Below are 25,650 nucleotides of genomic sequence, written 5' to 3'. Positions count from 1 at the left end.
GTACCTCAGAAATCCGTGGGGAGGCCTTCGTAAGCCCGGGCGTGTGCGGTGGCGTGGTCGTCGGGCACGTAATCGGCCTCGACCGTGCGGGTGGCGTCCAGCTTGGCAGGCCGGTAGTAGTCGCTGCCCTGCCTCCAGTACCAGAGCATCGGGATCAGGCCGACGGCCAGTCCGCCGACGCCGATCGCGATCGCTGCGCTGCTCAGCTCGCTCAGCGACTCAACGAAGATCCAGAACATGAACACCGCGCCGAACAGCGGCCACAGCCCGCCGAGCAGGAAGTTGCCCGCGGACTTGAAGAGCATCTTGCGGTACGCCACGACCACCGCGAGGCCCGCGAGGCCGTAGTAGACGGCGATCTGCAGGCCGATCGCCGAGATGGCGTCGGAGAGGATCTCGCCCACCGAGCCCAGCGCGTTGGAGGCGATGAACATCACCAGCGCCACCCCGCCGACCACGGCGATCGCCACGTACGGGGTGTTCCAGGTGCGGTGCACCCTGCCCAGCGCGGCCGGCATCGTGCGGTCGCGGCCCATGGCGAACAGCGAGCGGGTGACCTGGATGAGGGTCGTCTCCAGGGTGGCGATGGTGGACAGCATCACGGCCACGATCAGCAGCTTGCCGCCCCACCCCGGCCAGATCTCCTCGCCGAGGACCGCCAGCACGTTGGCGTCGTTCTTCGCGATCTGGTCGGAGGACAGGATGACGTTCACGGCGATGGTGAACACCTCGAACAGCGCGAAGACGACACCGACGCCGATCAGGCCGGCGAGTCCGGTCGTACGGCGGGAGTTGCGGGTCTCCTCGCTGAGGTTGCTGGTGACGTCCCAGCCCCAGTAGTAGAACGCCGCGATCAGCGCGCCCGAGGCGAAGCCGGAGACGCCGTCGAAGTGGCCGAAGCCGAGCCACGACCATTCGAAGGCGCGGGCGTTGCCGGTGTGGAAGAGGGCGAGCACCGCGAACAGCAGCAGGATCACCAGTTCGATGCCGGACATCAGCAGCTGGGCGCGCACGGTGAGGCGGGCACCGCCGAGCACCACCGCCAGCATGACCAGGAACCAGGCGGCCCCGACCACCGTCGACAGCGCCACGTTGTCGGCGAGGCCCGCGTCGAACAGGGACAGCGTCATCGAGCCGGCGGGCAGGGAACCGGCCACCATGAAGATGGTCGCGGACACCACCAGCGCCCAGCCGCTGACGAAGCCGAGGAACGGGTGCAGGGTGCGGCCCACCCAGGAGTAGCTCGCGCCCGCGTTCACATCGATACGGCCCAGGTAGCTGAAGGCCAGCGCGATGCCCAGCATCGGTATCGCGCACCACAGCAGCGCGGCTGGACTGGCCAGCCCCACCGCGCCGACCAGCACCGCGGTGGTGGCGGCCAGCGAGTACGCCGGTGCGCTGCCCGCGACGGCCATGACCACGGTGTCGAACGTGCCGAGGGCGTTGGCCTGCAGCCCTCTGCCCCTGATGTTGCTCATGGTTGTGCTGCTTTCCGGTTGTGCACGGCGCGCGGGAGTCGACCCGCGGCGGTACGGGTGGGGGGTGCGCGACCGTCCTCGAACCCGGAGAGGGATGGCCTCGGGTCAGTGGCCGGCCAGAAGAGAGAAAGGGGTGGTGAGGGCCGTATGCCGAGAGTCGGCGGACGGTCACACCGCGTGTGTGGGTGTGATGATAGCGGCCCTCTTTGACCTTTCAAGCTGACCGACCGGTAATCACATATGCCACTTGAAGAGGCCAACTCTCACACCGGGAGCAGCCGTTCCCGAAGCCCTCAGTCCTCCGGCCGGTCGAGCTGCCGCAGCTTGTTGGTGGCATCCAGGGCCGCGACCTTGTACGACTCAGCGAGCGTCGGGTAGTTGAAAAACGGCATCCACCAGGTAGTCGACCGTGCCGCCGCAGCCCATCACCGGAGCAGAGGGTGGACGCGGTGCCGGGCACCGGGTGTCGTCGCGCCGACGGCGGCGCACGGGCGCAGCGTGCCGCCTCACCGGAGCGGCTCGCGCACTCCGTGCCGCCTCACCGGCGCCGCACGGGCCTGGCACGCACATCTGCGGTGTTGTCGCGGGTCGACGGCCCGGCTCCCGTGCGCCCGAAAAGGCTCGCGCCAGGGACCCCGGCGCCCCGCCGGCTCGGCCGAAAGGCGCCGCCTGTCCTGCAGCCCACCTGATCCGCCGGACGCCCCCTACCGGCTCAGGGCAGGAGCCTCTCCACGCAGTTCGGCCCCTCGCGCTCCATCTTCTTCCTGGCCCATTCGAGCGTGGCCGGGGTGACGTCCCGACCCGACGCCATCACCAGGTCCTCGGGCGCCACCCCGGTGCCGGGGGCGCTGTGCAGCAGGGAGTCCGGGGTGGCGCGGTCGTCGGACGACCAGGACGCTTCGGGTTCTGAGGTCGACATGGTCCCTCCTTCGCGGAGCGGGGGTGCACATTCTCACAATTGCCCGCCCGGCCGCACCCCGCATCCCGAGCGGCCCGGGTCCCCATCCCGGCCCGGCGGCCGACGCGGGAAGGAAATCATCACTTTTAAGCTGTATGGTGCCCATACGTCCGTTACGGGGAGACTGCCGCGATGACCGAACAGCCGCTCTATCAGAATGCGCCCGGTAGTCCCCGCTACCTGCCGATCGCCGAGCACGGTCTGATCGGCGATCTGCGCAGCGTGGCCCTGGTCGGCAGCAACGGCACCATCGACTGGTACTGCTGTCCGTCTTTCGACGCCCCGAGCGTCTTCGCGGCCGTGCTCGACGCCGAGCGCGGCGGCTACTTCACGCTGGCCCCGGCCGTACCGGCCCGGACCAAGCAGTTCTACTTCCCCGACACCAATGTGCTGATCACCCGGTTCTTCACCGACGACGGCGTCGGGGAGGTCCAGGACTTCATGCCGGTCACCGGCGAGTGTGACGACTGCGAGCGGCACCGGCTGATCCGCCGGGTGCTCTGCGTGCGCGGCACCGTGCCCTTCCGGGTCCGAGTGGCACCCCGCTTCAACTACGGCGCCGACCCGCACACCCTGCGCATGCTCAGCGACATGGCCCTGTTCGAGTCCGAGCTGATCTCCCTGGCGCTCACCTCCACGGTGGTCATGGAGAGCGACGGCCCGGACGCCCACGCCGACTTCAAACTCGCCGAGGGCGAGTCCGCGGTCTTCGCCCTCGACCAGGCCGGCGACAACATCGCCCCGCGTGGCTGCGCCCGCTTCGAGGCCGAGCGGCAGTTCGAGGCGACCGTCCGCTACTGGCGGCGCTGGCTGTCCCGGTCCCGCTACCGGGGCCGCTGGCGCGAGATGGTGCACCGCTCCGCGCTCACCCTGAAGCTGCTCACCTACGCGCCCACCGGAGCCATCGTCGCCGCGCCCACGACCAGCCTCCCCGAGCAGTTCGGCGGCGAACGCAACTGGGACTACCGTTACGTCTGGATCCGCGACGCCGCCTTCGCCGTCTACGCCCTGCTGCGGCTCGGCTTCTCCGGCGAGGCCGAGGCCTTCATGAGGTTCCTGACCACCTACATCAGCCACGGCGACGGCGCCGCCTCCGGTCCACTGCAGATCATGTACGGCATCGACGGCCGCACCGAACTGCCCGAACGCGAACTGGGACACCTGGAGGGCCACTGCGGCTCCGCCCCCGTGCGCGTCGGCAACGCCGCGGCCGGCCAGCTCCAGCTCGACATCTACGGCGCCCTCATCGACTCGATCTACCTCTACGACAAGTGGGCCCAGCCCATCTCCAGTGCCCAGTGGGACGACGTCACCCACCTGGTCGACTGGGTCTGCGACCACTGGGACCAGCCCGACGAGGGCGTCTGGGAGACCCGCGGCGGCCGCAAGAACTTCCTCTACTCGCGCCTGATGTGCTGGGTCGCCATCGAGCGGGCGATCCGCCTCGCCAACCGGCGCGGCCTGCCCGCCGACCTGCTCCGCTGGCAGCTTGCCCGCGACACGATCTACCGGCGGATCATGGACCGTGGCTGGTCGGAGCGGCGCGGCGCCTTCGTCCAGTACGAGGGCGGGGACGTTCTGGACGCCTCGCTCCTCATGATGCCCCTGGCCAAGTTCATCGCCCCGACCGATCCCAAGTGGCTGTCCACCCTGGACGCCCTCACCGAGGACCTGGTCTCCGACTCCCTCGTCTACCGCTACGACCCGCAGGCCAGCCCCGACGGGCTGCGCGGCGACGAGGGCACGTTCTCCATCTGCTCCTTCTGGTACGTCGAGGCCATGGTGCGCGCCGGACGCGTGGACGAGGCCCGGCTCGCCTTCGAGAAGATGCTCACCTACGCCAACCATCTGGGCCTGTACGCCGAGGAGATCGGCCGCACCGGCGAGCAGCAGGGCAACTTCCCTCAGGCGTTCACCCATCTGTCCCTGATCAGCGCGGCCTTCAACCTGGACCGGGCGCTCGGCTGAGGTCGGGTGCACCGGCCCGGGCGATCTCGGCGGCCGGCTGCTGCTCCGGCCGCTCGTCGCCCGCGAGGACTCAGGGCAGCGGCTGCTCCGCCCAGATGACCTTGCCGGCGGGCGTGTACCGGGTGCCCCAGCGCTCGGCCATCTGCGCGACCAGGAACAGCCCCCGGCCGCCCTCGTCGGTGCTCGCCGCGTACCGCAGATGCGGTGAGGTGGTGCTGGCGTCGGAGACTTCGCAGATCAGCGTCCGGTCGCGCACCAGCCGTACCCCGATGGGCGCGCGGCCGTAGCGGATGGCGTTGGTGACCAGTTCGCTGAGGATCAGTTCGGTGGTGAACGACAGCTCGTCCAGGTCCCAGTCCGCGAGCTGACGGGTCACCTTGGACCGGACCTCGGAGACGGCCGCCGGGTCGGCCGGCACCTGCCACTCGGCGACCCGGTCCGCGTCGAGCGCCCGGGTGCGGGCGACGATCAGCGCGACGTCGTCGCTGGGGCGGGCCGGCAGCCGCTCCAGGACGGCCGCACAGGTCTCCTCGGGAGTGCCGCCGACCGCCGACTCCAGGGCACCCGCCAGCAGTTCGAGACCCTCGTCGATGTCCCGCTGCCGGTCCTCGACCAGCCCGTCGGTGTACAGGACCAGGCTGCTGCCCTCGGGCAGCTCCAGGTCGGCCGTCTCGAAGGGCAGTCCGCCCACCCCCAGCGGCGGACCGGGCGGCACCTCCGGGAACTCCACACTGCCGTCGGGCCTGAGCAGCGCCGGCGGCGGGTGACCGGCCCGGGCCACCGTGCAGCGCCGGGAGACGGGGTCGTAGATCGCGTACAGACAGGTCGCGCCCGTAACCGGGGCCGTGTCGTCCGCCGACGTCTCGTCCTGGTCGATACGGCCCACCAACTCGTCCAGCAGGCTCAGCAGTTCGTCGGGCGCCAGATCCAGCGCCGCGAAGTTGTGCACGGCCGTGCGCAGCCGCCCCATGGTCGCCGCCGCGTGCAGCCCGTGCCCCACGACGTCCCCGACCACCAGCGCCACCCGGGCCCCGGACAGCGGCAGTACGTCGAACCAGTCACCGCCCACGCCCGCCTGCGCCGGCAGATAGCGGTAGGCGATCTCCAGGGCGCTCTGCTCGGGCAGGCTGCGCGGCAGCAGACTGCGCTGGAGGGCCACCGCCATGCCGTGCTCCCGTGTGTAGCGGCGGGCGTTGTCGATGGAGACCGCGGCCCGGGCCACCAGTTCCTCCGCCAGAGCCAGTTCCTCCCTGTCGAACGGCGCGAGCCTCTCCGAACGGCAGAAGTTGGCCAACCCCAGCAACAGGTTCCCGGCCCGCAGCGGCACCGTGATCAGCGAGTGGATGCCGAACTCCAGGATCTTGCCGGCGATTTCCTCGTCCTGGGCCCGCCAGCCCGGCGCGTCCCGCAGCCGTGGCTCGACGACGGACTCGCCGGTCCTCAGACTGCGGCCCTGCGGCGAGGACGGTACAAAACGGATCCGCTCGTCGACCTGGTAGAGCGGGGCGTCCTTGCGGACGCCGGCCAACGCCACCCGGCGCACCGCGTCCCCGGGCTTGGGCTCCTCGCCCCTGAGCACCGCGTCGTACAGGTCGATGGCGGCGTAGTCCGCGAACCGCGGCACGGCCAGTTCCGCCAGTTCCTCGGCGGTGCGGGTGACGTCCAGGCTGGTACCGATGCCCACCCCGGCGTCGTACAGCATGTTCAGGCGCTCGCGGGCCACCTCGGCGCGCCCGGAGAGGGCGCGCAGCTCGGTGGAGTCGCGCAGGGTGATGACGCTGCCGGGCGGGCCGCCGCGCACCTCGATGGGGCGCTGGTTGACGGCCAGCAGCCGGTCCTTGACCAGGTGCACCTCGTCGGTGGCCATCCGCCCCGAGGCGATCAGCTCCGCCGTGTCGCTGTCCAGGCCCAGGTCCAGGACATGGCGGCGCTCGGCGTCCGGGGGAAGGTCCAGCAGGCGGTGTGCCTCGTCGTTGGCGAGCATCAGCCGGCCGTCGCCGTCGAGGATCAGCACCCCCTCCCGCACGGAGTGCAGCACCGCGTCATGGTGTTCGTACATACGGGTCATCTCGTCCGGACCGAGACCGTGCGTCTGACGCCTGAGACGCCGGCTGACCAGCGCCGTCCCCGCGGTCGCCAGGGCCAGCGCGACGGCGGCCGCGGTCAGCAGCAGCGGCAGCTGCTGATCGGCGGTGCCGCCCACGTGCGCGGTCGTGATGCCGGCCGCCACCAGCCCCACCACCTTGCCGCCGGTGTCCTTGACCGGGACCACGGCCTGCACCAGCTCCCCGATGGTGCCGTGGACCTCCTCGGTGACGGTGCCGCCGGCCAGCGCGGGCCCGATGTTCCCGACGAACTTCTTGCCGATGCGGTCCGGCTTCGGGTGCGTGTAGCGGACCCCCTCGGTGTTCATGACGACGATGAAGTCCACGCCGGTCGCCTTGCGGGCCGCCTCGGCCTTCGGCTGGAGCACGGTCGTCGGGTCCGGCAGCCGCAGCGCGTCGGCGGTGCCGGGCGCGTTGGCGAAGGACTGGGCGACGGCCACGGACCGGTTGCGGGCCTCCGTGCTGCTGTCGTGCCGCACCTGGAGGACCTGTGCCACCGCCGCCGACACGACGAGCAGCAGCACGATCACCACCTGCAGCATGAACACCTGTCCGGCCACGCTGCGACCGCTGTGCGCCGACCGCCGCCCGGAGGGCATAAGCCACGGCCGGGTCGCCGTCTGCTCCCGCTCTGCGAGCGGCGCGCGCGGAGTCCCGGAACGGGGCGGCCGAGTGTCGGACCGGCCGGGCAGACGGACCATGAGCCCATGTCTACACTGCCCGGCCCTGCGAGGCGAGGGGGTCTCAAGAGGTAACGGACTCGATACCCCGTTGTGCCGTGTCACCGGCGCTACCCGGACGGCGGACGGCGGGCGGCGAGCAGCAGCGCCACGTCGTCGGGGCGGTCGGCGGCGTGCCGGGCCGTGGCCGTGAGCAGGTCGGCCACCCCGGCCAGCGAGCGGCCGGCGCGCCGGCCAGGCGCCGACCCGGCCGCCGCCAGGGCCAGTCGCAGCGCCGTGATGCCGTCGTCGATGTCGGCGCCCGGCCGTTCCACCAGCCCGTCCGTGTACAGGGCGAGGACCGCGTCCGGCTCCAGCTCCAGCTCGGTCACCGGATACCGGGCGCGCGGGTCCACGCCGAGCACGACCCCACCGGCGATCTCCAGGACGCGGGTTCGGCCGTCCGGGGCGCGCAGCAGGGGCTGCGGATGACCGGCCCGGGCGACCCGGGCCAGCCCGGTGGCCGGGTCCAGGCGCAGATAGCAGCAGCTGGCGAACTGGCCCGGGTCGAGGTCGATGAGCAGATGGTTCGTGCCGCTCAGCACCTCGTCGGGCGGGCGGTCACCGAGCGCGAACGCCCGTACAGCGCTGCGCAGTTGGCCCATGGTGGCCGCCGCCTGCACCCCGTGCCCCTGGACGTCCCCGATGACCAGGGCCAGCCCGTCGCCGGCCTCGATGACGTCGTACCAGTCGCCGCCCACGTCCATGCCCTGGGTGCCCGGCAGATAGCGGCCCGCGGTCTCCACCAGCGGGTGAGCCGAGAGCCGGCGGGGCAGCAGCGCCTGCTGGAGACCACGGGCGAGGGCGGCCTCGGTGTCGTAGCGCTGCGCCCTCTCCATCGGGTGCGCGATCAGGCCCGCGAGCGCCGTGAGGACGGCGCGTTCCTCGGTGGTGAAGTCGCGCTCGTCGTCGAAGCCGAGGATGCAGGAGCCGACCGGGCGGCCGGAGGCGATCAGCGGCAGGAACGCGCGGGCGCCCTCGGAGGCGTCCTGGGCGACGTCCGGGTAGGTGTCCGCCAGTTGCCGCATCGATTCGAAGAACAGCGGTCTGCCGGTGGTGAGGGTCTCGACGCCGGGCAGGCGGGCGTCGAGAGCGACGCCGTCGAAGGGGGCGAGGAAGCCGGGCGGGAAGCCGTACTCCCAAGCCAGGTAGAGATGCCGGTCCTGGAGGAGGTAGATGGCCAGCCGGCGGCCGCCGAAGGCCGGGAGCAGTTCCTGCATCACCACCGCCGACACCTGCCGTGCGGTCACCGCGTCGGTCAGCGCGATGGCCAGGGCGATCGGCCGGTACAACGGGGCCGCCGAGGGAGCGCCGGCGGGTGCCGGACCGCTCGCCGCACCCGGCCCGGTCCGGCTGGGCAGGTGTACGGCCGGGTCGATCCGGTTGGCGGGGACGACCATGCCGGTGACGACGCCGGGGCCGGGGTGCAGGGACAGCGCGAGCCAGTCGCCTTCACCGGTGTCCCCGTGACGGACCTGGAAGTGCACCGGGTCGGGGGCGAGCAACGCACCGCGCCAGTAGTCGTCGTACGGCGGTCCGCTCAGCCATGGCATGGCCTCCCACGCGGGCCGGCCGAGCAGCTCGGCGGCCGGCCGGCCCGTCAGGCGGGCGGCGGCCGGGTTCACGTAGAGGAGCAGCCCCGAGCGGTCCAGGCAGAAGACGCCCTGGGGGAGTAGATCGGCCACCCCGTCGGCGGACGCGGGGCCCGGGTCGATGACGATCCCGCAGACCAGGGACGGATCCGCGGCGCCGGGCGGCGGCCACAGGTCCAGCAGACGCGGGGCGCCGTCCGACGCCCGCACCCGCAGCGGGGACTCCGGCGGTCTGCCGGCCGCGGTCCCACGCAGCGCGGTCAGCACCTGGTAAGCGTCGGCGGGCGTCACGGCCGCCACCAGCTCCGCACCGGTGGCGGGGAAGTCCTCCGGCGCCACGCCGAGCAGGGTGCGCAGCCGGTCGTCCGCGCGCACCGCCGAGGTGGCCGGATCCCAGGTGAAACGGCCGGATCTGGCAGGCCCGGGGCGTGTCGCGGGCGGCCGTACGCACACCGGCTCGCCCTCCCAGGCGACCGCCGTCTCGCCCTCCTCGGCCACCAGCTCGCGCAGCCCGGCCCCGAGGTCCTCGGCCAGCCGGCCCAGGCGGTCCAGGCCGGGCAGCTCGTCCACCGTGTCCGGGGCCGCCGGACGCAGCACCGTGAGCACCCCGAAGGCCGGCGCCGCCCCGGGCACGGGCGTGTACACCGACCCGAACTGGAACGGCAGCCCGGCCGCGAACTGGGGGTAGCGGCGCATCATCTCGGTGGCGTTGGGCAGCACCACCCGCAACCCGAGCCGGTAGGCGTCCGCCACCGGGAACGGCCGGTCCATGTGCAGCCGCCACCAGGGTCTGAACAGTGGGCCGGGCAGCCCCACCAGCGTCGCGAGCCGCAGCAGGCCGGGGGTGCCGGAGCGCAGGTACACCCCGGCGACGTGGCCGCCCGCCGCGCCCAGGGCGCCGGTCGAGGCGTCGACCAGCAGCGCGGTCAGCCGTTCACGCGCCCGGTCCAGGTGCTCGCCGCTCCCAGTCATCCGGTCCTACCTCGTCCGTGCACCGCTGGGTGGGGGACACAGCAAGAATGCGCCACGACGCCCACGGAACGCACCCGGGCGGCACCGACCGGTTCTCCGGCCCCGCTCGCGTGGAGCGCCGACTCAGCCCCACACCGGGCCCAGCACCAGAAGGCGGTTCAGAGTTCCGGATCCTCCGTCGGCAGCACCCGGGCCGCGCGCATCGAGCGCAGCGCCAGCAGGAGGACGCCGATGTCGTCCAGGTAGACCGGGTCGGGGAGCAGGTCGGTCGGCAGCACCAGGTACAGCACGGCGCCCCAGAACACCCAGCGCGGTCCGGTCGGCAGCCCGGCCCGGCGCAGGGTGCGCCGGGTGCGCACCAGTCGTACGAGCATGGCGACCGCCCCGGCGAGCAGGGCCGCCGCGACGATCGCGCAGATCACGAGCACGGTCGTGGTGTTGTCCATGGCTGTCCTGTCGTCCCGCCCCGGTCCGGTCCGGGGTTCGTCACTGGTCCGTCTTCCCGGTTTCGTCCTCGGGCATGGCCGCCGGCCCGGCACTCTCCTTCGGCGGTCGCAGACCCTTGAAGACACGGGTCAACTGCTGCAAGGGGGAGACGGGTTGGGGCGCGGGGACGGGCGCGGCCGGGGCGGGCGTGTCGCGCAGGACGGTGAGCGCCTCGCCGGCCCGCTCGGCGGCCTCCCGGTACAGGTCGCGGGACCTGGTCATGGCCTCCAGGGCCTCGGCGTACTGCGCGACACGCTTGCGTTCGCGTGCGAGCTCCTCCTCCAGCGTCATCAGGGTCCAGTTGTCGCGCAGATCGGCCAGCGCCTCCTCGGCGCCCTGCGGCGCGGGCTTGGGCAGCGCGGCGAACCGGCTCAGGGCGGCGATCAGGTCGGTGGGCCGCGAGCCGTCCAGGAAGACGCTGCGCACCGCGTACTCCCGCGCGTCGTACCCGGACGGCGCCGGGTCCGGGGGCAGCACGACGGCGCCCCCGCGCGGCACCTCGACACCGAGGTGGCGTACTGCCCAGTTGACGGCACGGAACTGCTGGGGTGTGGCCCGGTGCTCCACCACACGGTGGGCCAGGCCGGGCGGCAGTTGCCGGACCAGCGGCAGCCGGCCGAGCGCGTCGGGCGTCATCGCCTCGTGCACCACGAGGTTGACGCACCAGGCGTCCTTCGCGGCGTCGCGCAGGACCCGGCGCATCTCCTTGTCGTCGGCGGGCAGCGGATTGACCGTGCGCAGCCGCAGGCCCGCGGCGGCCGGGTGGTAGTCCCAGGCGGCCTCGCCGCCGTCACCGGCCTCGTCGCCGTCGGGCCAGAACATCGTCGCCGGGGAGGGCCAGCCGTCGTCCCAGGGCCGCTCGGCCTCGGCGACGAGCTGCCACTCCCGCCCCGCCTGCCGGCCCTCCTGCGATACGAGGGTCAGCCGGGCGCGCACCGTCACCGTGCCGTGGTCGACGCGCCAGCGAGCCTCGAAGACCCGCCGGTCGTAGGCCTCCGGCACGACGGAGTTCTCCGGCACGGCGAAGTTCTCCGGCACGGCGGGTTCGACGAAGTCGTCGAGGGCGCCGGTCTCCTTGCGGCGGCGCAGGATCCGGCGGATCACCTCCTCGGAGTCCGGCCCGGTGTGGCGGCCACGGGCGGCCCAGACGGTCGGCGGAAGGACGGCACGGTCGGTGACGGAGTTCGACATGGGCCAATCTGCTGATGGAAGCGGCGTGTGCCCTCCAGTATCACCGCCCGGGAGCGTGTCCTGCCGGGCGGGGGCCGCTCGCGCACGGGGAGTGCGCCCCGCACCCGGGGTGCGCGACGGCGATCCGTCGGCCCCTCCCTCCCTGCGTCAGGCGCCGCTCTCCCGGAGCATGTCCTCACGCTCGACGAGCTTCACGCGCTCGCGGCCCTGCGGCTCGCCCAGCGCCCGCTCGGCGGCATCCAGCTTGTACCAGCCCTCCCAGGTGGTGAAGCGGACGTTCCGCTCGGCGAGGAAGGCGTCCACGGACTCCGGCGCGGGCGACTCGGGCGTGTGCAGCCGGCCGTTGGCGTGGTCGTCCAGCAGGTTGGAGACGGTCTCGTTGGCGTCGCCCTTGGTGTGGCCGATCAGACCGACCGGGCCACGGCGGATCCAGCCGGTGACATAGGTCGACCGGAGGTGGTTGCCGCTCTCCTCGACGACCCGGCCGCCCTCGTCCGGGACCGTGCCCGAGTCGATGTCCCAGGGCAGCTTGGGCAGCTTGTCGGAGAGGTAGCCGACGGCGCGGTAGACCGCCGTGACGTCCCAGTCCTTGAACTCGCCGGTGCCCTTCACGTTGCCGGTGCCGTCCAGGGCGGTGCGCTCGGTGCGCAGGCCGGTGACCTTGCCGTCCTCGCCGAGGATCTCGGTCGGCGACTCGAAGAAGTGCAGGAAGAGCTTGTGCGGGCGGTTGCCGACATCGCGGATCGCCCAGTTCTCCAGGGTCTTGGCGACCATGTCGGCCTGCTTGTTGCCGCGCCGGGTCTCGATCGAGCCCTCGTCGTAGTCGATGTCCTCGGGGTCGACGATGACCTCGATGTTGGGGGAGTGGTCCAGCTCCCGCAGCTCCATCGGGGAGAACTTGGCCTGCGCCGGGCCACGGCGGCCAAAGACGTGCACCTCAAGCGCCTTGTTGGCCTTCAGGCCGTCGTAGACGTTCGGCGGGATCTCGGTCGGCAGCAGTTCGCCGGCGGTCTTGGCGAGGATGCGGGCCACGTCCAGGGCCACGTTGCCGACGCCCAGGACCGCGACCTTCTCGGCCTGAAGCGGCCAGGTGCGCGGCACGTCCGGGTGGCCGTCGTACCAGGAGACGAAGTCGGCGGCGCCGTAGGAGCCGTCCAGCTCGATGCCGGGTATGCGCAGCTCGCGGTCGGCGGTCGCGCCGGTCGAGAAGATCACGGCGTCGTAGAAGGTGCGCAGGTCGTCGAGGCTGATGTCGGTCGGGTAGTCCACGTTGCCGAACAGCCGGATCTGGGGCTTGTCGAGCACCTGGTGCAGGGCCGTGATGATGCCCTTGATGCGCGGATGGTCAGGGGCGACGCCGTAACGGATCAGGCCGAACGGCGCGGGCATCCGCTCGAAGAGGTCGATGGACACGCCGGGCTCGGTGGCCGCCTCGGACTTGAGCAGGGCGTCGGCGGCGTAGATCCCGGCGGGGCCGGCTCCGACGATGGCTACCCGCAGGGGGCGCGGCATGATCAGGTTCCCTTCGAGTGATGACAATCGATCTCGAACGGGAAGCCTAAACTAAGGCAGTCCTAAGTTGGTACGCGGGTCCGGTCTATGACCCCATAAGCCGATCTTATGGCCTCTCTCGGGCTCGGCTTATGCGTCGGAAGGCGGGATCCTGACGGAGAAGTACTTCAACACCACCAGCACGGTGGCCGGCAACCCCTACCACTACGCGAAGACGGCCGCCGAACGCGCCGCCCTGGGACGCCGAGGCCGCCCAGGACCGCTGGCGCATGGTCTCGATCAACCCCGGCCTGATCCTCGGCCCCTCCCTCACCCCCGCCTCCGAGTCCGGCAGCCTGTTCCTGCTTGACGAGCTGTTCAAGGGCTACTTCCGTTACGGCGCCCCGGACTTCAGCTTCACCACCGCGGACGTCCGCGACGTGGCCGACGCGCACATCGCGGCGGCCGAGAACCCGGCGGCCAAGGGCCGTTACATCGTGGCCAACGAGACCATGATGTCGTTCCACGAGATGTCCCGGATCATCCGCACCCGCCACCCCTGGGATCCGCGTCTGCCACGCACCGCGCTCCCGCACTGGCCGGTACGGATCCTCGGCCCGTCCTTCGGCCTCAGCCAGGACTACATACGCAAGCACCTCGGCATCCGCTTCCGCGTCGACAACAGCCGGAGCGTCCGCGAACTGGGCCTCACCTACCGGCCCGTCGAGGAGACCCTCCTGGACCACCACGAGAGCTGGCGCACACGGCGGCGGAGGGTCTGACCTCGACGGCCGGGGATCAGGCCGGGCGGACCACCCGGTGGATCGCCGACTCCCCGGCGTTGTAGATCGACTCCTCGCGGATGGACGCCCCCGGGCTCGGCGCGTGGATCATCATGCCGTTGCCCGCGTAGACCCCGACGTGGCTGTCGTCGTCGAAGAAGAAGACCAGGTCACCCGGCTCGATGGCGGCCAGTGTCATCGGGGTGCCGGCGAAGGTCTGCTCCTGCGTACTGCGCGGCAGGGTCACCCCGGCGGCGCGCCAGGCGGCCTGGGTCAGGCTGGAGCAGTCGTACGACTCCGGCCCGGTCGCCCCCCAGACACACGGCCGCCCGATCTGCGACCGGGCGAACGCCAGCGCCCTCATGGCCTTGCCGGGCTCCGTCGCGGCGCCGGGCACGAGGAAGGAACCGGTGTCGGTGACGGCTCCCGGGGTGAAGGCGGCCCGGGGCGTGGTGGGCAGCGGGGCGGTGACCACAAGGGGTGCGGTCGGGACAGGTGCGATCGGGACGGGGGTGGTGGGGAGCGGAGCCGTGGCGACCGGGGCGGCGGTGGCCATCGCCATCGCCGTGGGGGGCGCGGTCGTCGCCGTGGGGGACGCCATCATCGCCCACGGAGGGTCCGTCACGGCCGTGGGTATCGCCGCCGGGGGCGCGGTCATCGCCGGGGCGGTGGCGTAGGCGGCGGCTGCGGGCTGCGTTCCGGCGGCGTGGGCGCCCATGTCGGCGGCGGGCGCCGCGGGGAAGGCGCCGGTGCCGAAGTCGGCCTGCGGCATGGCATACGCGGCGGTGGGGTAGGCGGTCTCCGCGGCGGCCGGGAACGCGCCCGTGTACGTGGGAGCCATGACGGGCAAGGCGCCCGTGTTGGTGGGGGTTGCGGCCGGGAACGCGCCCGTGTCGGCCGGCATCGGGAACGCTCCCGTGGCGCCGGGCGTCATGACCCGGAAGGAGCCGGTGTCGGCCGGGCCGCCCACGGCCGGCATGGCACCTACATCCGTGAGGGCCCCGGCCGGGAAGGTGCCCGTACCTCCCGGAGCCATCACGCGGAAGCCGCCCGTGTCCGCCGGTGACACGGCCTGGACGGCGCCCGGGGTCATGACACGGAAGGAGCCGGTGTCCGTCGCCGGCACCGCAGGGATGGCACCGGAGTCCGTCACGGTCACTGCCGGGAACGCGCCTGTGTCCGTGACGGTCACTGCCGGGAACGCGCCCGTGCCGGTCAGGGCGTCCGTCCGGAACGAGCCGGTGTCGCCGTACTGGCCGGGCATGCCGACGGGGGCCGGCCACTGCTGCGCCGGGACCTGGGCCTCGGCCGTGGGCCACGGGGACTGCGCGCCCGGCGCGGACTGCGGGGCCGGCGCGGCCGGTTCGAGCGCCGCGACCGCGCGCTGCCCGGTGCGCCGGGACAGCACTTCACGCGCCTTGGTCATCTTGAGCTGGTTCTTGGTCTTGGACGCGCCCGGTGTGGGCCGCTGCGGCGCGGCGGCGGGCAGGGCCTTGGGCGCGCTCGACGGCCCCGGGGGCAGCGCCGCGGGGGACCCCGTCGTCAGTGCCGGCTTCGAGCGCTCCGTCAACTCGCGGACGACCTCGATGTCACCGTTCGCGGACGGTCCCGCGGGCAGCTCCGGCCGGGACGGGCCGGAGCCCTCCAACTGGCTGAGCAGGTCGTCGGCCACGGAGCTGACGGGCCGCCGCGGGCCCGGCCGGGCGGGCTGCCGGTCGGAGGGCAGCGCGGCCGGGACACTCGGCCCCCGTCGCGAGCGCGCGCTGTCGAACCACTCCCGGGCGATGCTCTCGAGGGCCGGGTCGTCGCGCCGGGGCCGCTTGAACAGCGGGATACCGCGTGACCGCGAGCCCCCGTTCATCGCACGTGTGGCGTTGTAGTTCCCGGTGGCGTTCTCGGCCTGGTCGTAGAGGCTGTCGATCCGCTGTCGAACCTCGTCACGGCTCTCGGGCGCCATGGGGGTCGTGCTCCTTCCGTGCTCCGCCTACCGAGTTAGCTGTCGGGTTCGGGCGGGTCGATCCGGAAGGCATGCCCTACGGCCCTTGCCCCTGCGGGCAGTCGGCCGATTCACCCCAGTGGTTCGGTTGGGTCCCCGGCTCCGGATCGCCCTCAGGGGCACCGGACTCGGCGGAGGCCGCGCGGCCCGACGGGATTCGCCGGGGAGAGCCGAGCGGCTTGCCCGTCAACTTAGCCAACTTGTGTCACTCGTGTGAAGGTTGACGTGCGTAATGTCCGATACGTATTTGTGATGTTCGTCGTAGCGTTCGGAATCCGGCCGTGCCAGACGGCATTTCACCCGCACGCCGACCACTGTCGTACGGGCGTCGGAGCGGCGCCGTCGGCCGCCCGAGGGGTCCGTTTCCTCTGAAGTCACCGTGAATTCGTTGGGCCGTTGAACACGGTGGCGCCGCGCCGCGTATGGGGTGGGGGATTTCCATGCCCGGCCGCCCACGAGACGCAGGGGAACGACCTTGAGACGCAACAGGCGCAGACGCCCGACCGGAGCACAACGCGCGACCTTCGCAGCGGTCGCCCTGATGCTCGGCGGCGCAGGACTCGTCGCGGTGAACGTCTACGCCTCGGCCACCGAAGGTGGTTCGGACCAGTGGTCCGGGCAGAACGCGACAGGTCAGGTGCTGTCCGCGCCCACCGTCTACTGCCCCGACGTCGGCAGCCGGCTGACGGACGTGCCCGACGCCGCCCGGGCCGACGTCGACGGTGAACTCGCGCAGCTGGACCAGCAGATCGCGGCCGCCTACCAGCAGCTCAAGACGTCGGCCGCGGCGGTCCAGCAGAACCCCGGCGTCGCCGACGAGACGATCATGAATCCGCTGAAGGAGAAGCGGTCCGCGTCCCTGCAGCGCATCGCCGACGCCATCGGCCGCGAGGGCGACCGCCCCCAGGGCCTCGAACAGCTCGCCGCCTGCACCCTGCGCTCCTCGGATCAGGGCGGCGCGCAGTCGGCGGCGCCGCAGGGCAGCGCCACGCCGAGCCAGGCCGCCGGCGCCGGCGGCCAGGGCGGCAACGGCCCGGTAGCCGCCGACTACGCCGACATCACCACCGTCCAGCCCAATGTCGCGACCCCGGCCGAGCGGTCCGGCGGCTCCACCGGCACCTTTGCCTCCAGCTGTGGCGTCAACGCGAACGGCCTGTTCAACTCGGACAACGTGATCGTCGCGCCCGGCGTCTCCAACGGCGCGCACCACTTCCACGACTACGTCGGCAACCAGTCCAACAACGCCTTCGCCGGCGACGACGACCTCGCGAACGCCGACACGAGCTGTGCGGACCAGGGTGACAAGTCGACGTACTACTGGCCGGTGCTGCGGCTCCAGAACGGCAAGCAGGAACGGGACGCCGGTTCCCCGGGCGGCGGTACCGAGGGCAACGCCGGTCAGATCGTGAGGCCGAAGGAGGTCACGCTCACCTTCGAGGGCAACCCGACCTCCAAGGTCACCGAGATGCCGCGGCTGCTGCGCGTCATCACCGGCGACGCCAAGGCCTTCGTCAACGGCCCGGCCAACGCCAACGCCTCCTGGAGCTGCACCGGTTTCGAGGACCGGCAGCTCAAGGACAAGTACCCTCTGTGTCCTTCCGGCAGTGACGTCGTGCGCTCCTTCAAGTTCCAGAGCTGCTGGGACGGCCGGAACATCGACAGTGCCAACCACCGCACCCATGTGGCGTTCGCCGCGCCCGACGGCAGCTGCCCGGCCGGTTTCCAGGCGATCCCGCAGCTGGTGCAGCGCATCGTCTACCACGTCGACGCGCCGAGCCTTCAGGACGGCGGCCGCACGGTCCCGCTGTTCGCGGTGGACTCGTTCCCCGAGCAGCTGCACAAGCCGGTCACCGACCACGGCGACTTCATCAACGTATTCGACGAGAGCCTGATGCGGGAGATGGTCGGCTGCATCAACTCCGGCCGCACCTGCGGGGCGGGGGCCGACGAGCAGTCGCCGTCGGAGAGCGCCGCCCCCGCCCCGAGCGAGTCGGCGAGCCCGGAGAACCCGCCGTCCGCCACGGAGAGCCCGGTCACTCAGCCGAGCGACACGGCGGCCCCGGCCGAGCCAGACCCCGACCAGCACGGCGAGCGCGGCCGGAGTCGCTCCGGCGGGCGGGGAAACGCCGTCCACGGCACCCCGGACGGAACCCCGGACCCAGCCCCAGGCCGTCCAGGGCGGCCTCGCCGAGACCGGCGTCCACCTGTGGCCCGCCCTCTTCGGCGGACTGCTGCTGGCCTGCGGGTTCGTGCTGCTGTGGCGCACCCGGCGGGACTCCGCCCGACCCTGACAGGGTCGGGCGGTTCGCGGCATGCGCTGGGCGAGCTCGAACGCAGGGAGCATCTCGTCGTGCTCCGCGCTGTCGAGCCCGCCCAGGCACGGTACGAAGGGGCCGCGGGGCTGACCGGGTGATGTCGGCCGACGGCCGCCGTTTGCCGTCGGCGGCTCCGCACGGCAGGGTGCCGGTGTGCCCACCTTGCTGATCGTCCATCACACCCCCTCGCCGCACTGCCAGGCCATGTTCGAGGCCGTGGTCTCCGGGGCGACGGACCCGGAGATCGAGGGTGTCCGGGTCGTGCGGCGGGCGGCCCTGTCCGCCACGGCCTCCGACGTACTCGCGGCCGATGGCTATCTCCTCGGCACCCCGGCCAACCTCGGTTATGTCTCGGGCGCCCTCAAACATTTCTTCGACCAGATCTACTACCCCTGCCTGGACGAGACGCGCGGCCGTCCTTTCGGCGCCTATGTGCACGGCGGCAACGACGTCACCGGCGCTCTGCGGGCCCTCGACTCCATCACCGCCGGCCTCGGCTGGCGCCGGGCGGCCCAGCCGGTGACGGTGACGGGCGAGCCCGGCAAGGCCGACATCGAGGCGTGCTGGGAACTCGGGGCGACCGTCGCGGCCGGACTCGCCACCGACGCCTGACGCGCTCCCTGCCACGCTCTCCCTGCAAGGCACTCCCCGCCACGGTCTTCGCCACCTCGACGGACGAAGGTGCGCGTGCCGGGTCCAGGGCACACGATGGGACGAGGCCATGTCGTCGATCCGAGGGAGCGTCGGATGGCAGCGCATCGGCATGCCTCCGGGCCGCCCACGAAGGAACTGCTGCGGGAGTGCGCCCGTGAAGTCGTGGACGTCGCCGAGGGCATCCGCGAGGTCTGCGCACGGACCAGCTCCGTCCTGTTCGCGCCGGCGCTGACGAGTTCCGCGCACCGCCGCCCACGCACCGGCTACGCCGCCCGCTGGGCGCTGCTGCGGGCGCTCACCAACAGGCAGGGGCTCGGTGGTTCGGCGATCGTGGCACCCGACGGTATGGGCCGTCTGCTCGGCGCGGCGGGGGAGGCGCTGGGCCGGGAGAGCCTCGCCGCGCTGGTGGCGGTCACCTCGCTGCGGCTCAGGATCGCCGCCGTCCTGCTCGACCACCCCGAGTTCGAGCACGACCCGGGCATGCGCCGGCTGATGGACGCGGTCACCGCCGACCGCGACCGGGAGGCCGTCCGTGCGCTGCGGGCCCTGTTCAAGGACCAGGGCGCCCAGCGCGCGCTGTCCGGACTGGTCCCGATCCTGGCCGAACTCCTCGCCATCCGCGGCCTGTTGGGCGAGGACCCGATCAACGACGAAACCGCCTGGGCGCTCGCCGCCGGACGTGAGCTGACCGCCGACCCGGTGCGGGGCATCAGCGCCTCCCACCCCTCCGCCAAGGACGACGGCGAGGGCGCCGTCCAGGCCGTCGAACCGTCCGCCCGGGAGACCCAGGGCATCGCCGCCGAGGGCTCCTTGCTCGCCTACCTGCGCAACATGAACGCCCTCGACACCGACGGCAGGGTCCTCGTCCAGGAGGTACGCGGCCCCGACGGCGTGCTCCGGTACGTCGTCCAGGCGCCCGGCATGGCCCCCGGCCGCCCCCGTGACGACTCCCCGCAGGACTTCGCCGGCGCCTGGCGCAACCTGTTCATGACCGACTCGCCCTACACCCGCTCGATCCTGCTGGCGATCCGGGACCACGGCGTCCCGCGCGGCGCCGACCTCGCGCTCGTCGGGCACGGCGAGGGCGGGATCGCGCTCATGAACCTCGCCCAGGACGAGGAGTTCTGCCGCGCCTACCGGGTCACCCACGTGGTCGCCGTCGGCTCGCCGATCGGCAACAAGAAGCCCGCCGACCCGCGCACCTGGGTGGCCGCCATCACCAACCAGCACGACATCGTCCCGGTTCTCGACGGCCACGGCGCGGGCTCCGCCTTCGACCCGCACCCCGGCCGCTACCAGGCCGACTACACCGGCCCCGACCACGAGTTCCCGGTCTGCCACCTGCTCCGCGTCTACATCGACCACCTGGAGACGGTGATCCCGCAGGTCGCCCAGGACGTCGACCATGCCCTCACCCCCTACCGGGGCCCGGTCGAACGCACCCGCGTGTACCAGCTCAAGGACCGTGCCCACCCGCCCGAGGGGTACCCCCTGCTGGCCGTCCCCACCACCAGCGTCCCCACCTCGGTGGGCCCGGTCGACGTGCCGGTCCGCTACTACGACTCCTCCGCCGCCCACCTGTGCTACCCGGTCGACGCCGACGTCGCCCGCAGTCTCCTGCCGGACGTCACGTGGCTGGTCCCCACCCGCTTCGGCCGCCGCGCCCTCGCCGTGCTCTCCCTCTACGAGCACCGCTGCACCACCATCGGCCCCTACACCGAACTCGGCCTGTCCGTCCTGGTCGACGACCTGTGGCGGCCGCACGCCTACGACCTCGCCGTGGACCTGGTGCGCCGTGTCGACCTGCGCCGCACCGGGCGGTATGTCGTCTCGCTCGCCGTCGGCACCCAGGAGGCGCGGGCGGTGGCCGAGGAGCTCTGGGCCCAGCCGGCCGTGCACGGATCCGCCGAGGTCGCCCTGCAAGGACGCGAACTGCGGGTCCAGGCACCGGAGCTGGGCCTGAGTGTCGAGGGCGGCCCGGGGCCCGGTGTGCGCTGTCCGGAGGCGGACTGGGTGCTCTACGGCCGCCGCGGCGACAGCACCGTACGCACCCTCGTCCGTGCCGACGGCAGACCGCGGGTCCACACCCACCCCCGGGTACGGCTGCGGCTCGACGGCGCGCACGGGCCGCTGGCCCGCCACCTCCAGATCCTGGAACTCGACACCGTCCGGCCCAGGTTCGTCCTGTCCAGCCCACGGTTCATGGCCCACAGAAGCGCCGGCGTCCCGCTGCCGCGCTGAGCCCGAGAACAGGTGCGCCCCATGGTGACCGAATCCCGTCCCGCAACCGCCGCCCCCGAACTCCTCGCGTACGTCAACGACCTGAGAGTCGACGCCGACCGGATGGACGGCTACGCGCAACGGCTGCGCGGTGCCGCCGTCACCCTGCGCGGCTGCGCCGAGGCACCGGAGTGGAGCGGCACCACCCTGGAGCGACAGGCAGCGGCCTGCGCGGCCGCCGCGGCCCAACTACGCTCGGCGGCAACGGCATTGCTGACACACGCGACGTTGTGACCGGCGCCCGCCCGCTCCGCGGATGGTCAGCGGCCGTGCAGCTCGTGACCACAGGCGCCGCCGAGCGGCGGACCCCGGTTGCCGTCACCGGGGTGGGACTGCTGACACCGGCCGGCATCGGCAGGGACGCGGCAGGGACGCGGCCGGGCAGGGACCGTGCGCGGGCGTGCGACTCCACGGCCGCCGCCGGCCCAGGGCTAGACGGGCCGCCCATCGCCTCTCCTGCCGGGTGCCGGACCGGATGTGAGCGCGTTGCTCTGCCGCCGCCGCCCGGCTCGCCCCGGACAGCCGGGACGGGGCGGGGAGCGCACCGCGGCGCGCGGAGCGTCAGCGGTGCAGCGCGGCCTCCAGGACCAGCAGACGCGCCTTGCCCGGTGCCGAGGAGTCATGGGGCAGTGCGTACAGCCGGAGCCGGCCGGCGTCGGCGACCTCGAAGTCCACGGCCCTGACGGTGACCGCGCGCCCGGCGCGGGAGAGGGCGGTGACCGTCGCGCAGTCCTGGACGTCTACGTGGCGGTTCGGCAAGGGGGCCCCGCCGACCGGTTCGCCGTCCGTGGACAGCACCAGGACCCGCCGGCCACCCCAGGTCACGGCGTGCAGCAGACCGGTCTCGGGGTCACGTGCGATGCCGCCGAGGTGGTCCGGGTACCGGAACATCTCCTCCACCTCGCCGGTCGCCGGGTCAAGGCGGTACACGATGGACCGCGAGTCGGGCCGGTCCTCGGCCACCGCGACCCACACGAACTGCCCGTCGTGGGTGAGACCGCCCGCGTGATAGACCGTGTCCTCGCCGAGCTCCCAGTGCCGCAGCAGCCGGCCCCGCGCGCTCATCTCGAAGAGGTGCCCTCGGCCCGTGCCCGGGGTGTACGACGTCCCGTGCGGGCCCGCGGTGAGCTCGGCCGGCCGCAGGATCTCGGCGCTGCTCACGAAGAAGCTGCCGCCGGCCCGGTCCATGCCCTGGGGGTGGTGGCAGGCGAAATCCAGCGGAACCGTGTCCACGAGGACCCACTGGGCGGCCCTGGCCACGCGGGCGATGGCCTCGTCGACCGTCGGATTCATCGAGGTGCCGCCTTCCGCCTCGGGCCCTTCTCCCGATCATGCGGCGCGACCCCGGCGGCCGCATCCCGTGCCGGGCGCGCCCCGCCCGCCGGTCCCCTCGGCGAAGGGCTGCGGCGCGTCGGCTGCGCGGCGGCGGTGTTGCTCCGCCAGGCACACAGAGGCCCGCTCCCGCGCCCCGGCCTCTGGCGAGGCCCGGGGCCGCGGGGCGGGCCAGGGAGCGGTGAGGGGGTCAGCCGGCCGGGGTGGTGTGGGGTTGTTCCGGGCCGGGCTTGGGACGGGTGCGGGTCCAGGACGGGTCGGCGGCGGGGTGAGGAGTGGGGGGATGGTTCATGAGACGACGGGCTTTCTGAGATGTGGGGGGCTGGGAGGTCAGTCCGGTGCCGTCGACAGCTCGGCCCAGACGACGCGTGCGGAGGATCCCTCCAGTGCGACCGTGACGCCCCAGTCGAGGCTGAGCGCGTCGACCAGGAACAGTCCGCGCCCGTTCTGCTCGTCGGGTCTGGCCTGCCGGGGCGCTGGGAGCGTGAAGCTCCTGCTCTGGTCCTCGACCTCGATACGGATCCGGCCGGGCGCGGCGTGCACCCGGCATATGATCCGCCGGCCGGCCGAATGGACGATCGAATTGGTGACCAGTTCGGAGGTCACCAGGACAGCGTTGTCGCAGGCCTCCTGGCACACGCCCCACGAGGCCAGCAGCTCGCCCACGCTGCGGCGGGCGTTGCCCACCGCCCGGGGCGTCGGCGCCAGGTCGAACGCCAGGCTGTGCGGGGTGGGCCGGTCCCCAGAGGCGAACGGGCCGAGGCCTTGCGGCCCAGGGAGTCGACCGAGGCGTTCGCCTCCGGGTGGTCGGGAGATGCCCGTCACGTCCGACGGGTGGTGCGGGCCCTCGGCACCGGCCGCGAGGGCCGGTCGGGGCAGGCCGGGTATCCGGTCGTCGGGTAGTCGGTCGAGCGGCTGGGGGAGAGAGGGCGGGGCCATCGCCGTACGCCTTTCGTCCGGCTTCGCAGCGTGGGGGCTGAGCGGTCGCTCCGCCCCGGGCCGCTCGCGGGCAGACGACGTCCCGTGCCTGGACGACACTGGATCGCAGCTCAGTCTCCCCCAACTGCACTGCTTCGCCTGCTCCTTGGTCGGTCGGAGCAGTAGGTCCACTGTGGCATCTGCCAACATCGCCTCGCAACCGGCAAGTTGAAAATTGCAAGAAGTGAAGTGCATGCTGCTCCCGACAAGAAGTGATCGACTGAGTCCGTGTACCGATCACGAGCGCGTGAGACGGTGACCCTGAAACCTGGTGTGAGGGGGTAGGGCGTGACCTCGGAGACCGACTGGGGCGGTGCCCCTTCCGTCCTGCGGATGATCCTCGGCCGGCAGCTGGAGGAGATGCGGACCCGGGCGGGCCTGACCTACGAGCAGGCCGGCGCCGCGATCGGGGTCAGCCACTCCACGATCCGCCGGATGGAGGCCGCCAAGGTGGCCCGGCTCCGGCTGGCCGACGCCGAGAAGCTGCTGCAGGTCTACGGCGTGACGGACCGCCAGGAGCTCGACACCTTCATGCAGTCGGTGCGCGAGGCCAACAAGCGCGGCTGGTGGCACACCTACCGCGATGTGATGCCGGACTGGTTCGCCGCGTACCTGAGCCTGGAGCAGGCCGCGTTGCAGATCCGCGCCTACGAGAACCAGTTCGTGCACGGCCTGTTGCAGACCCGGGAGTACGCCGCCGCCCTGCTGGGCGCGGGCAACCCGCACGCGCCGGCCGAGGCCACCGAGCGCCGGGTGGCGCTGCGTATGCGCCGCCAGGAGCTGCTCACCCGCGAGGCGCCGCCCAGGCTGTGGGTCGTGATGGACGAGACGGTGCTGCGCTGGCCGGTCGGCGGCGCCGGGGTCATGCGCGCCCAGATCGACCATCTCATCGCGATCAACCGGCTGCCCAACGTCACCTTGCAGATCATGCCGTTCACCAACGGCCCGCACCCGGCGATGCGCGCGGGTGCGTACCACCTCTTCCGGTTCCGGGCCCGCGAACTGCCCGACATCGTCTATCTCAACGGCCTGGTGGGCGCGGTCTACCTGGACAAGAGCGACGACGTCGTGGTCTACCGCGAGGCCCTGGACCGGTTGGGCGCCCAGGCGGCGCCCGCCAGGAAGACCGAGGCCATCCTCGGTGCGATTCGCGAGGAGCTCTGACGTGCACCACCCCGTACACAACGGCATTCCGTCCCGGCAACTCGGCGCGCGCGGCTGGTCCAAGCCGTGGAGCGACGACGCCGGCGGCGCTTGTGTGGAAGTGAAGAAGCTCGCCGACGGCCGGGTCGCGGTACGCCAGTCGACCGACCCCGACGGTCCGGCGCTGGTCTTCACACCCCGCGAGATGACCAGTTTCCTGGCCGGTGTGAAAGCGGGTGACGCCGACTTCCTCATGTGAGCCGTGCTGCCGGAACTACCTTGCTATAGCTGATCGTTCAACGACCACCCACACCCGCACCACCCCCTTTGCGCACCACCCCGAAGTCCCCCCGCACCCCCTCACCCGAATGGGAGACACGGCGTTGCCCGACAACGGATGGCCGCCCGACCGCATCGACACCGAGAACGCGCACTCCGCCCGGATCTACGACTACATCCTGGGCGGTAAGGACTACTACCCCGCCGACAAGGAGGCGGGCGACGCCATGTCCCGGGAGTGGCCCGCGCTCCCGGTCCATATGCGCGCCAACCGCGACTGGATGAACCGCGCCGTGCGCTGGCTCGCCGAGGAGGCGGGGATGCGCCAGTTCCTGGACGTGGGGACCGGCATCCCCACCTCCCCGAACCTCCACGAGATAGCCCAGGCGGTCTCCCCCGACTCCCGGGTCGTCTACGTGGACAACGACCCCATCGTCCTCACCCTGTCCCAGGGCCTGCTCTCCAGCACGCCCGAGGGCAGGACGGCGTACATCGAGGCGGACTTCCGCGACCCGGCGGCCATCCTCGACGCCCCCGAGCTGCGAGACACCCTCGACCTCGGCGAGCCGGTGGCGCTCACCGTGATCGCCATCGTGCACTTCATGCTCGACGCGGACGACGCGGTCGGTGTCGTACGACGGCTGCTGGAACCGCTGCCCTCCGGCAGCTACCTGGCGATGTCCATCGGCACCGCCGAGTTCGCGCCCGAGGAGGTGGGCCGGGTCGCCCGCGAGTACGCGGCCCGCAACATGCCGATGCGGCTGCGCACCATCGACGAGGCCCACGAGTTCTTCGAGGGCCTGGAGCTGGTCGAGCCGGGCATCGTCCAGGTGCACAAGTGGCATCCGGACGGCACCGGCGAACAGGGCATCCGCGACGAGGACATCGCGATGTACGGAGCGGTCGCCCGCAAGCCGTGACCCACCCGACT

General features: G+C 72.3%; 17 protein-coding genes, 3 pseudogenes and 1 riboswitch. Of the genes and pseudogenes, 9 read left to right on the top strand and 11 right to left on the bottom strand.

The annotated features are described in order from the left end of the window. Window positions 1-5: 5 nt before the first annotated feature. Together ABZ396_RS27055 and ABZ396_RS27050 are read right to left on the bottom strand one after the other, a co-directional pair. Complete coding sequence (locus tag ABZ396_RS27055; protein WP_358925362.1) at window positions 6-1,478, bottom strand: APC family permease; 1,473 nt, start codon at window positions 1,476-1,478, stop codon at window positions 6-8. A 712-nt stretch (window positions 1,479-2,190) separates the two neighbouring features. Then, window positions 2,191-2,397 carry a hypothetical protein gene (locus ABZ396_RS27050; protein WP_358925364.1) on the bottom strand — a complete coding sequence of 69 codons (207 nt, stop codon included), beginning with the start codon at window positions 2,395-2,397 and terminating at the stop codon, window positions 2,191-2,193. A 171-nt stretch (window positions 2,398-2,568) separates the two neighbouring features. Here ABZ396_RS27050 and ABZ396_RS27045 point away from each other — a divergent pair, with 171 nt between their 5' ends. After that, window positions 2,569-4,404, top strand: a complete 1,836-nt coding sequence (locus ABZ396_RS27045; protein WP_358925365.1) for a glycoside hydrolase family 15 protein — start codon at window positions 2,569-2,571, stop codon at window positions 4,402-4,404. Window positions 4,405-4,474: 70 nt separating this feature from the next. On the opposite strand, the gene ABZ396_RS27040 is transcribed toward ABZ396_RS27045, so the two are convergent. The 5 genes from ABZ396_RS27040 to ABZ396_RS27020 form a co-directional block, all read right to left on the bottom strand. Then, the gene (locus ABZ396_RS27040) at window positions 4,475-7,108 is read right to left on the bottom strand and encodes a SpoIIE family protein phosphatase (RefSeq protein WP_358925383.1); all 2,634 of its coding nucleotides are present in this window, start codon (window positions 7,106-7,108) and stop codon (window positions 4,475-4,477) included. 191 nt (window positions 7,109-7,299) lie between these two features. Further along, on the bottom strand, window positions 7,300-9,792 hold the full coding sequence (locus ABZ396_RS27035; protein WP_358925367.1) for a SpoIIE family protein phosphatase: 2,493 nt from the start codon (window positions 9,790-9,792) through the stop codon (window positions 7,300-7,302). Window positions 9,793-9,950: 158 nt separating this feature from the next. Continuing rightward, a complete protein-coding gene (locus ABZ396_RS27030; RefSeq protein WP_358925369.1) occupies window positions 9,951-10,238 on the bottom strand; it encodes a DUF1232 domain-containing protein in 288 nt (95 codons plus the stop codon). Window positions 10,239-10,278: 40 nt separating this feature from the next. After that, window positions 10,279-11,469, bottom strand: a complete 1,191-nt coding sequence (locus ABZ396_RS27025; RefSeq protein ID WP_358925371.1) for a hypothetical protein — start codon at window positions 11,467-11,469, stop codon at window positions 10,279-10,281. Window positions 11,470-11,616: 147 nt separating this feature from the next. Continuing rightward, window positions 11,617-12,981, bottom strand: coding sequence for an FAD-dependent oxidoreductase (locus ABZ396_RS27020; protein ID WP_358925373.1), 1,365 nt, complete (start codon window positions 12,979-12,981; stop codon window positions 11,617-11,619). Between the two features lie 133 nt (window positions 12,982-13,114). On the opposite strand from ABZ396_RS27020, the pseudogene ABZ396_RS27015 reads away from it, so the two are divergent. Then, window positions 13,115-13,742, top strand: a pseudogene (locus ABZ396_RS27015) (NAD-dependent epimerase/dehydratase family protein); the annotation flags it as partial. A 16-nt stretch (window positions 13,743-13,758) separates the two neighbouring features. Here the strand turns inward: ABZ396_RS27015 and ABZ396_RS27010 are convergent. After that, window positions 13,759-15,699, bottom strand: a complete 1,941-nt coding sequence (locus ABZ396_RS27010) for an NlpC/P60 family protein (RefSeq protein WP_358925375.1) — start codon at window positions 15,697-15,699, stop codon at window positions 13,759-13,761. Window positions 15,700-15,707: 8 nt separating this feature from the next. Continuing rightward, window positions 15,708-15,882: riboswitch (cyclic di-AMP (ydaO/yuaA leader) on the bottom strand. 397 nt (window positions 15,883-16,279) lie between these two features. Between ABZ396_RS27010 and ABZ396_RS27005 the strand changes: the two are divergent. Beyond that, a pseudogene (locus tag ABZ396_RS27005) lies at window positions 16,280-17,551 on the top strand (DUF1996 domain-containing protein); the annotation flags it as partial. A gap of 501 nt (window positions 17,552-18,052) precedes the next feature. Here the strand turns inward: ABZ396_RS27005 and ABZ396_RS27000 are convergent. Continuing rightward, window positions 18,053-18,139 (bottom strand): annotated as a pseudogene (locus tag ABZ396_RS27000) (lipoprotein); the annotation flags it as partial. Between the two features lie 67 nt (window positions 18,140-18,206). On the opposite strand from ABZ396_RS27000, the gene ABZ396_RS26995 reads away from it, so the two are divergent. The 3 genes from ABZ396_RS26995 (at window position 18,207) to ABZ396_RS26985 (ending at window position 21,221) form a co-directional block, all read left to right on the top strand. Then, window positions 18,207-18,665: an NAD(P)H-dependent oxidoreductase gene (locus tag ABZ396_RS26995; RefSeq protein WP_358925377.1), complete on the top strand. Its 459-nt coding sequence runs from the start codon at window positions 18,207-18,209 to the stop codon at window positions 18,663-18,665. 135 nt (window positions 18,666-18,800) lie between these two features. Further along, window positions 18,801-20,948 carry a hypothetical protein gene (locus ABZ396_RS26990; RefSeq protein ID WP_358925378.1) on the top strand — a complete coding sequence of 716 codons (2,148 nt, stop codon included), beginning with the start codon at window positions 18,801-18,803 and terminating at the stop codon, window positions 20,946-20,948. A gap of 21 nt (window positions 20,949-20,969) precedes the next feature. Further along, a complete protein-coding gene (locus ABZ396_RS26985; protein WP_358925380.1) occupies window positions 20,970-21,221 on the top strand; it encodes a hypothetical protein in 252 nt (83 codons plus the stop codon). Window positions 21,222-21,548: 327 nt separating this feature from the next. Here ABZ396_RS26985 and ABZ396_RS26980 read toward each other — a convergent pair whose 3' ends face one another. Further along, the gene (locus ABZ396_RS26980) at window positions 21,549-22,280 is read right to left on the bottom strand and encodes a DUF6454 family protein (protein ID WP_358925381.1); all 732 of its coding nucleotides are present in this window, start codon (window positions 22,278-22,280) and stop codon (window positions 21,549-21,551) included. A gap of 369 nt (window positions 22,281-22,649) precedes the next feature. Continuing rightward, a complete protein-coding gene (locus ABZ396_RS26975) occupies window positions 22,650-23,258 on the bottom strand; it encodes an ATP-binding protein (protein WP_358925924.1) in 609 nt (202 codons plus the stop codon). Between the two features lie 327 nt (window positions 23,259-23,585). Between ABZ396_RS26975 and ABZ396_RS26970 the strand changes: the two genes are divergently transcribed. From ABZ396_RS26970 to ABZ396_RS26960, 3 genes are all read left to right on the top strand, one after another. Beyond that, complete coding sequence (locus tag ABZ396_RS26970; protein ID WP_358925926.1) at window positions 23,586-24,461, top strand: helix-turn-helix transcriptional regulator; 876 nt, start codon at window positions 23,586-23,588, stop codon at window positions 24,459-24,461. 1 nt (window position 24,462) lies between these two features. After that, window positions 24,463-24,699 (top strand): DUF397 domain-containing protein, encoded by a 237-nt coding sequence (locus tag ABZ396_RS26965; RefSeq protein ID WP_358925928.1) that lies wholly within the window; start codon window positions 24,463-24,465, stop codon window positions 24,697-24,699. Window positions 24,700-24,823: 124 nt separating this feature from the next. After that, entirely contained in the window at window positions 24,824-25,639 is an 816-nt protein-coding gene (locus ABZ396_RS26960) for an SAM-dependent methyltransferase (RefSeq protein WP_358925930.1), read from the top strand. Window positions 25,640-25,650: the final 11 nt, after the last annotated feature.

Origin of the sequence: Streptomyces sp. NPDC005866, from assembly GCF_040629895.1 — a bacterium.
Lineage (GTDB): Bacteria > Actinomycetota > Actinomycetes > Streptomycetales > Streptomycetaceae > Streptomyces.
This window is presented reverse-complemented; position numbering and strand designations above follow the sequence as displayed.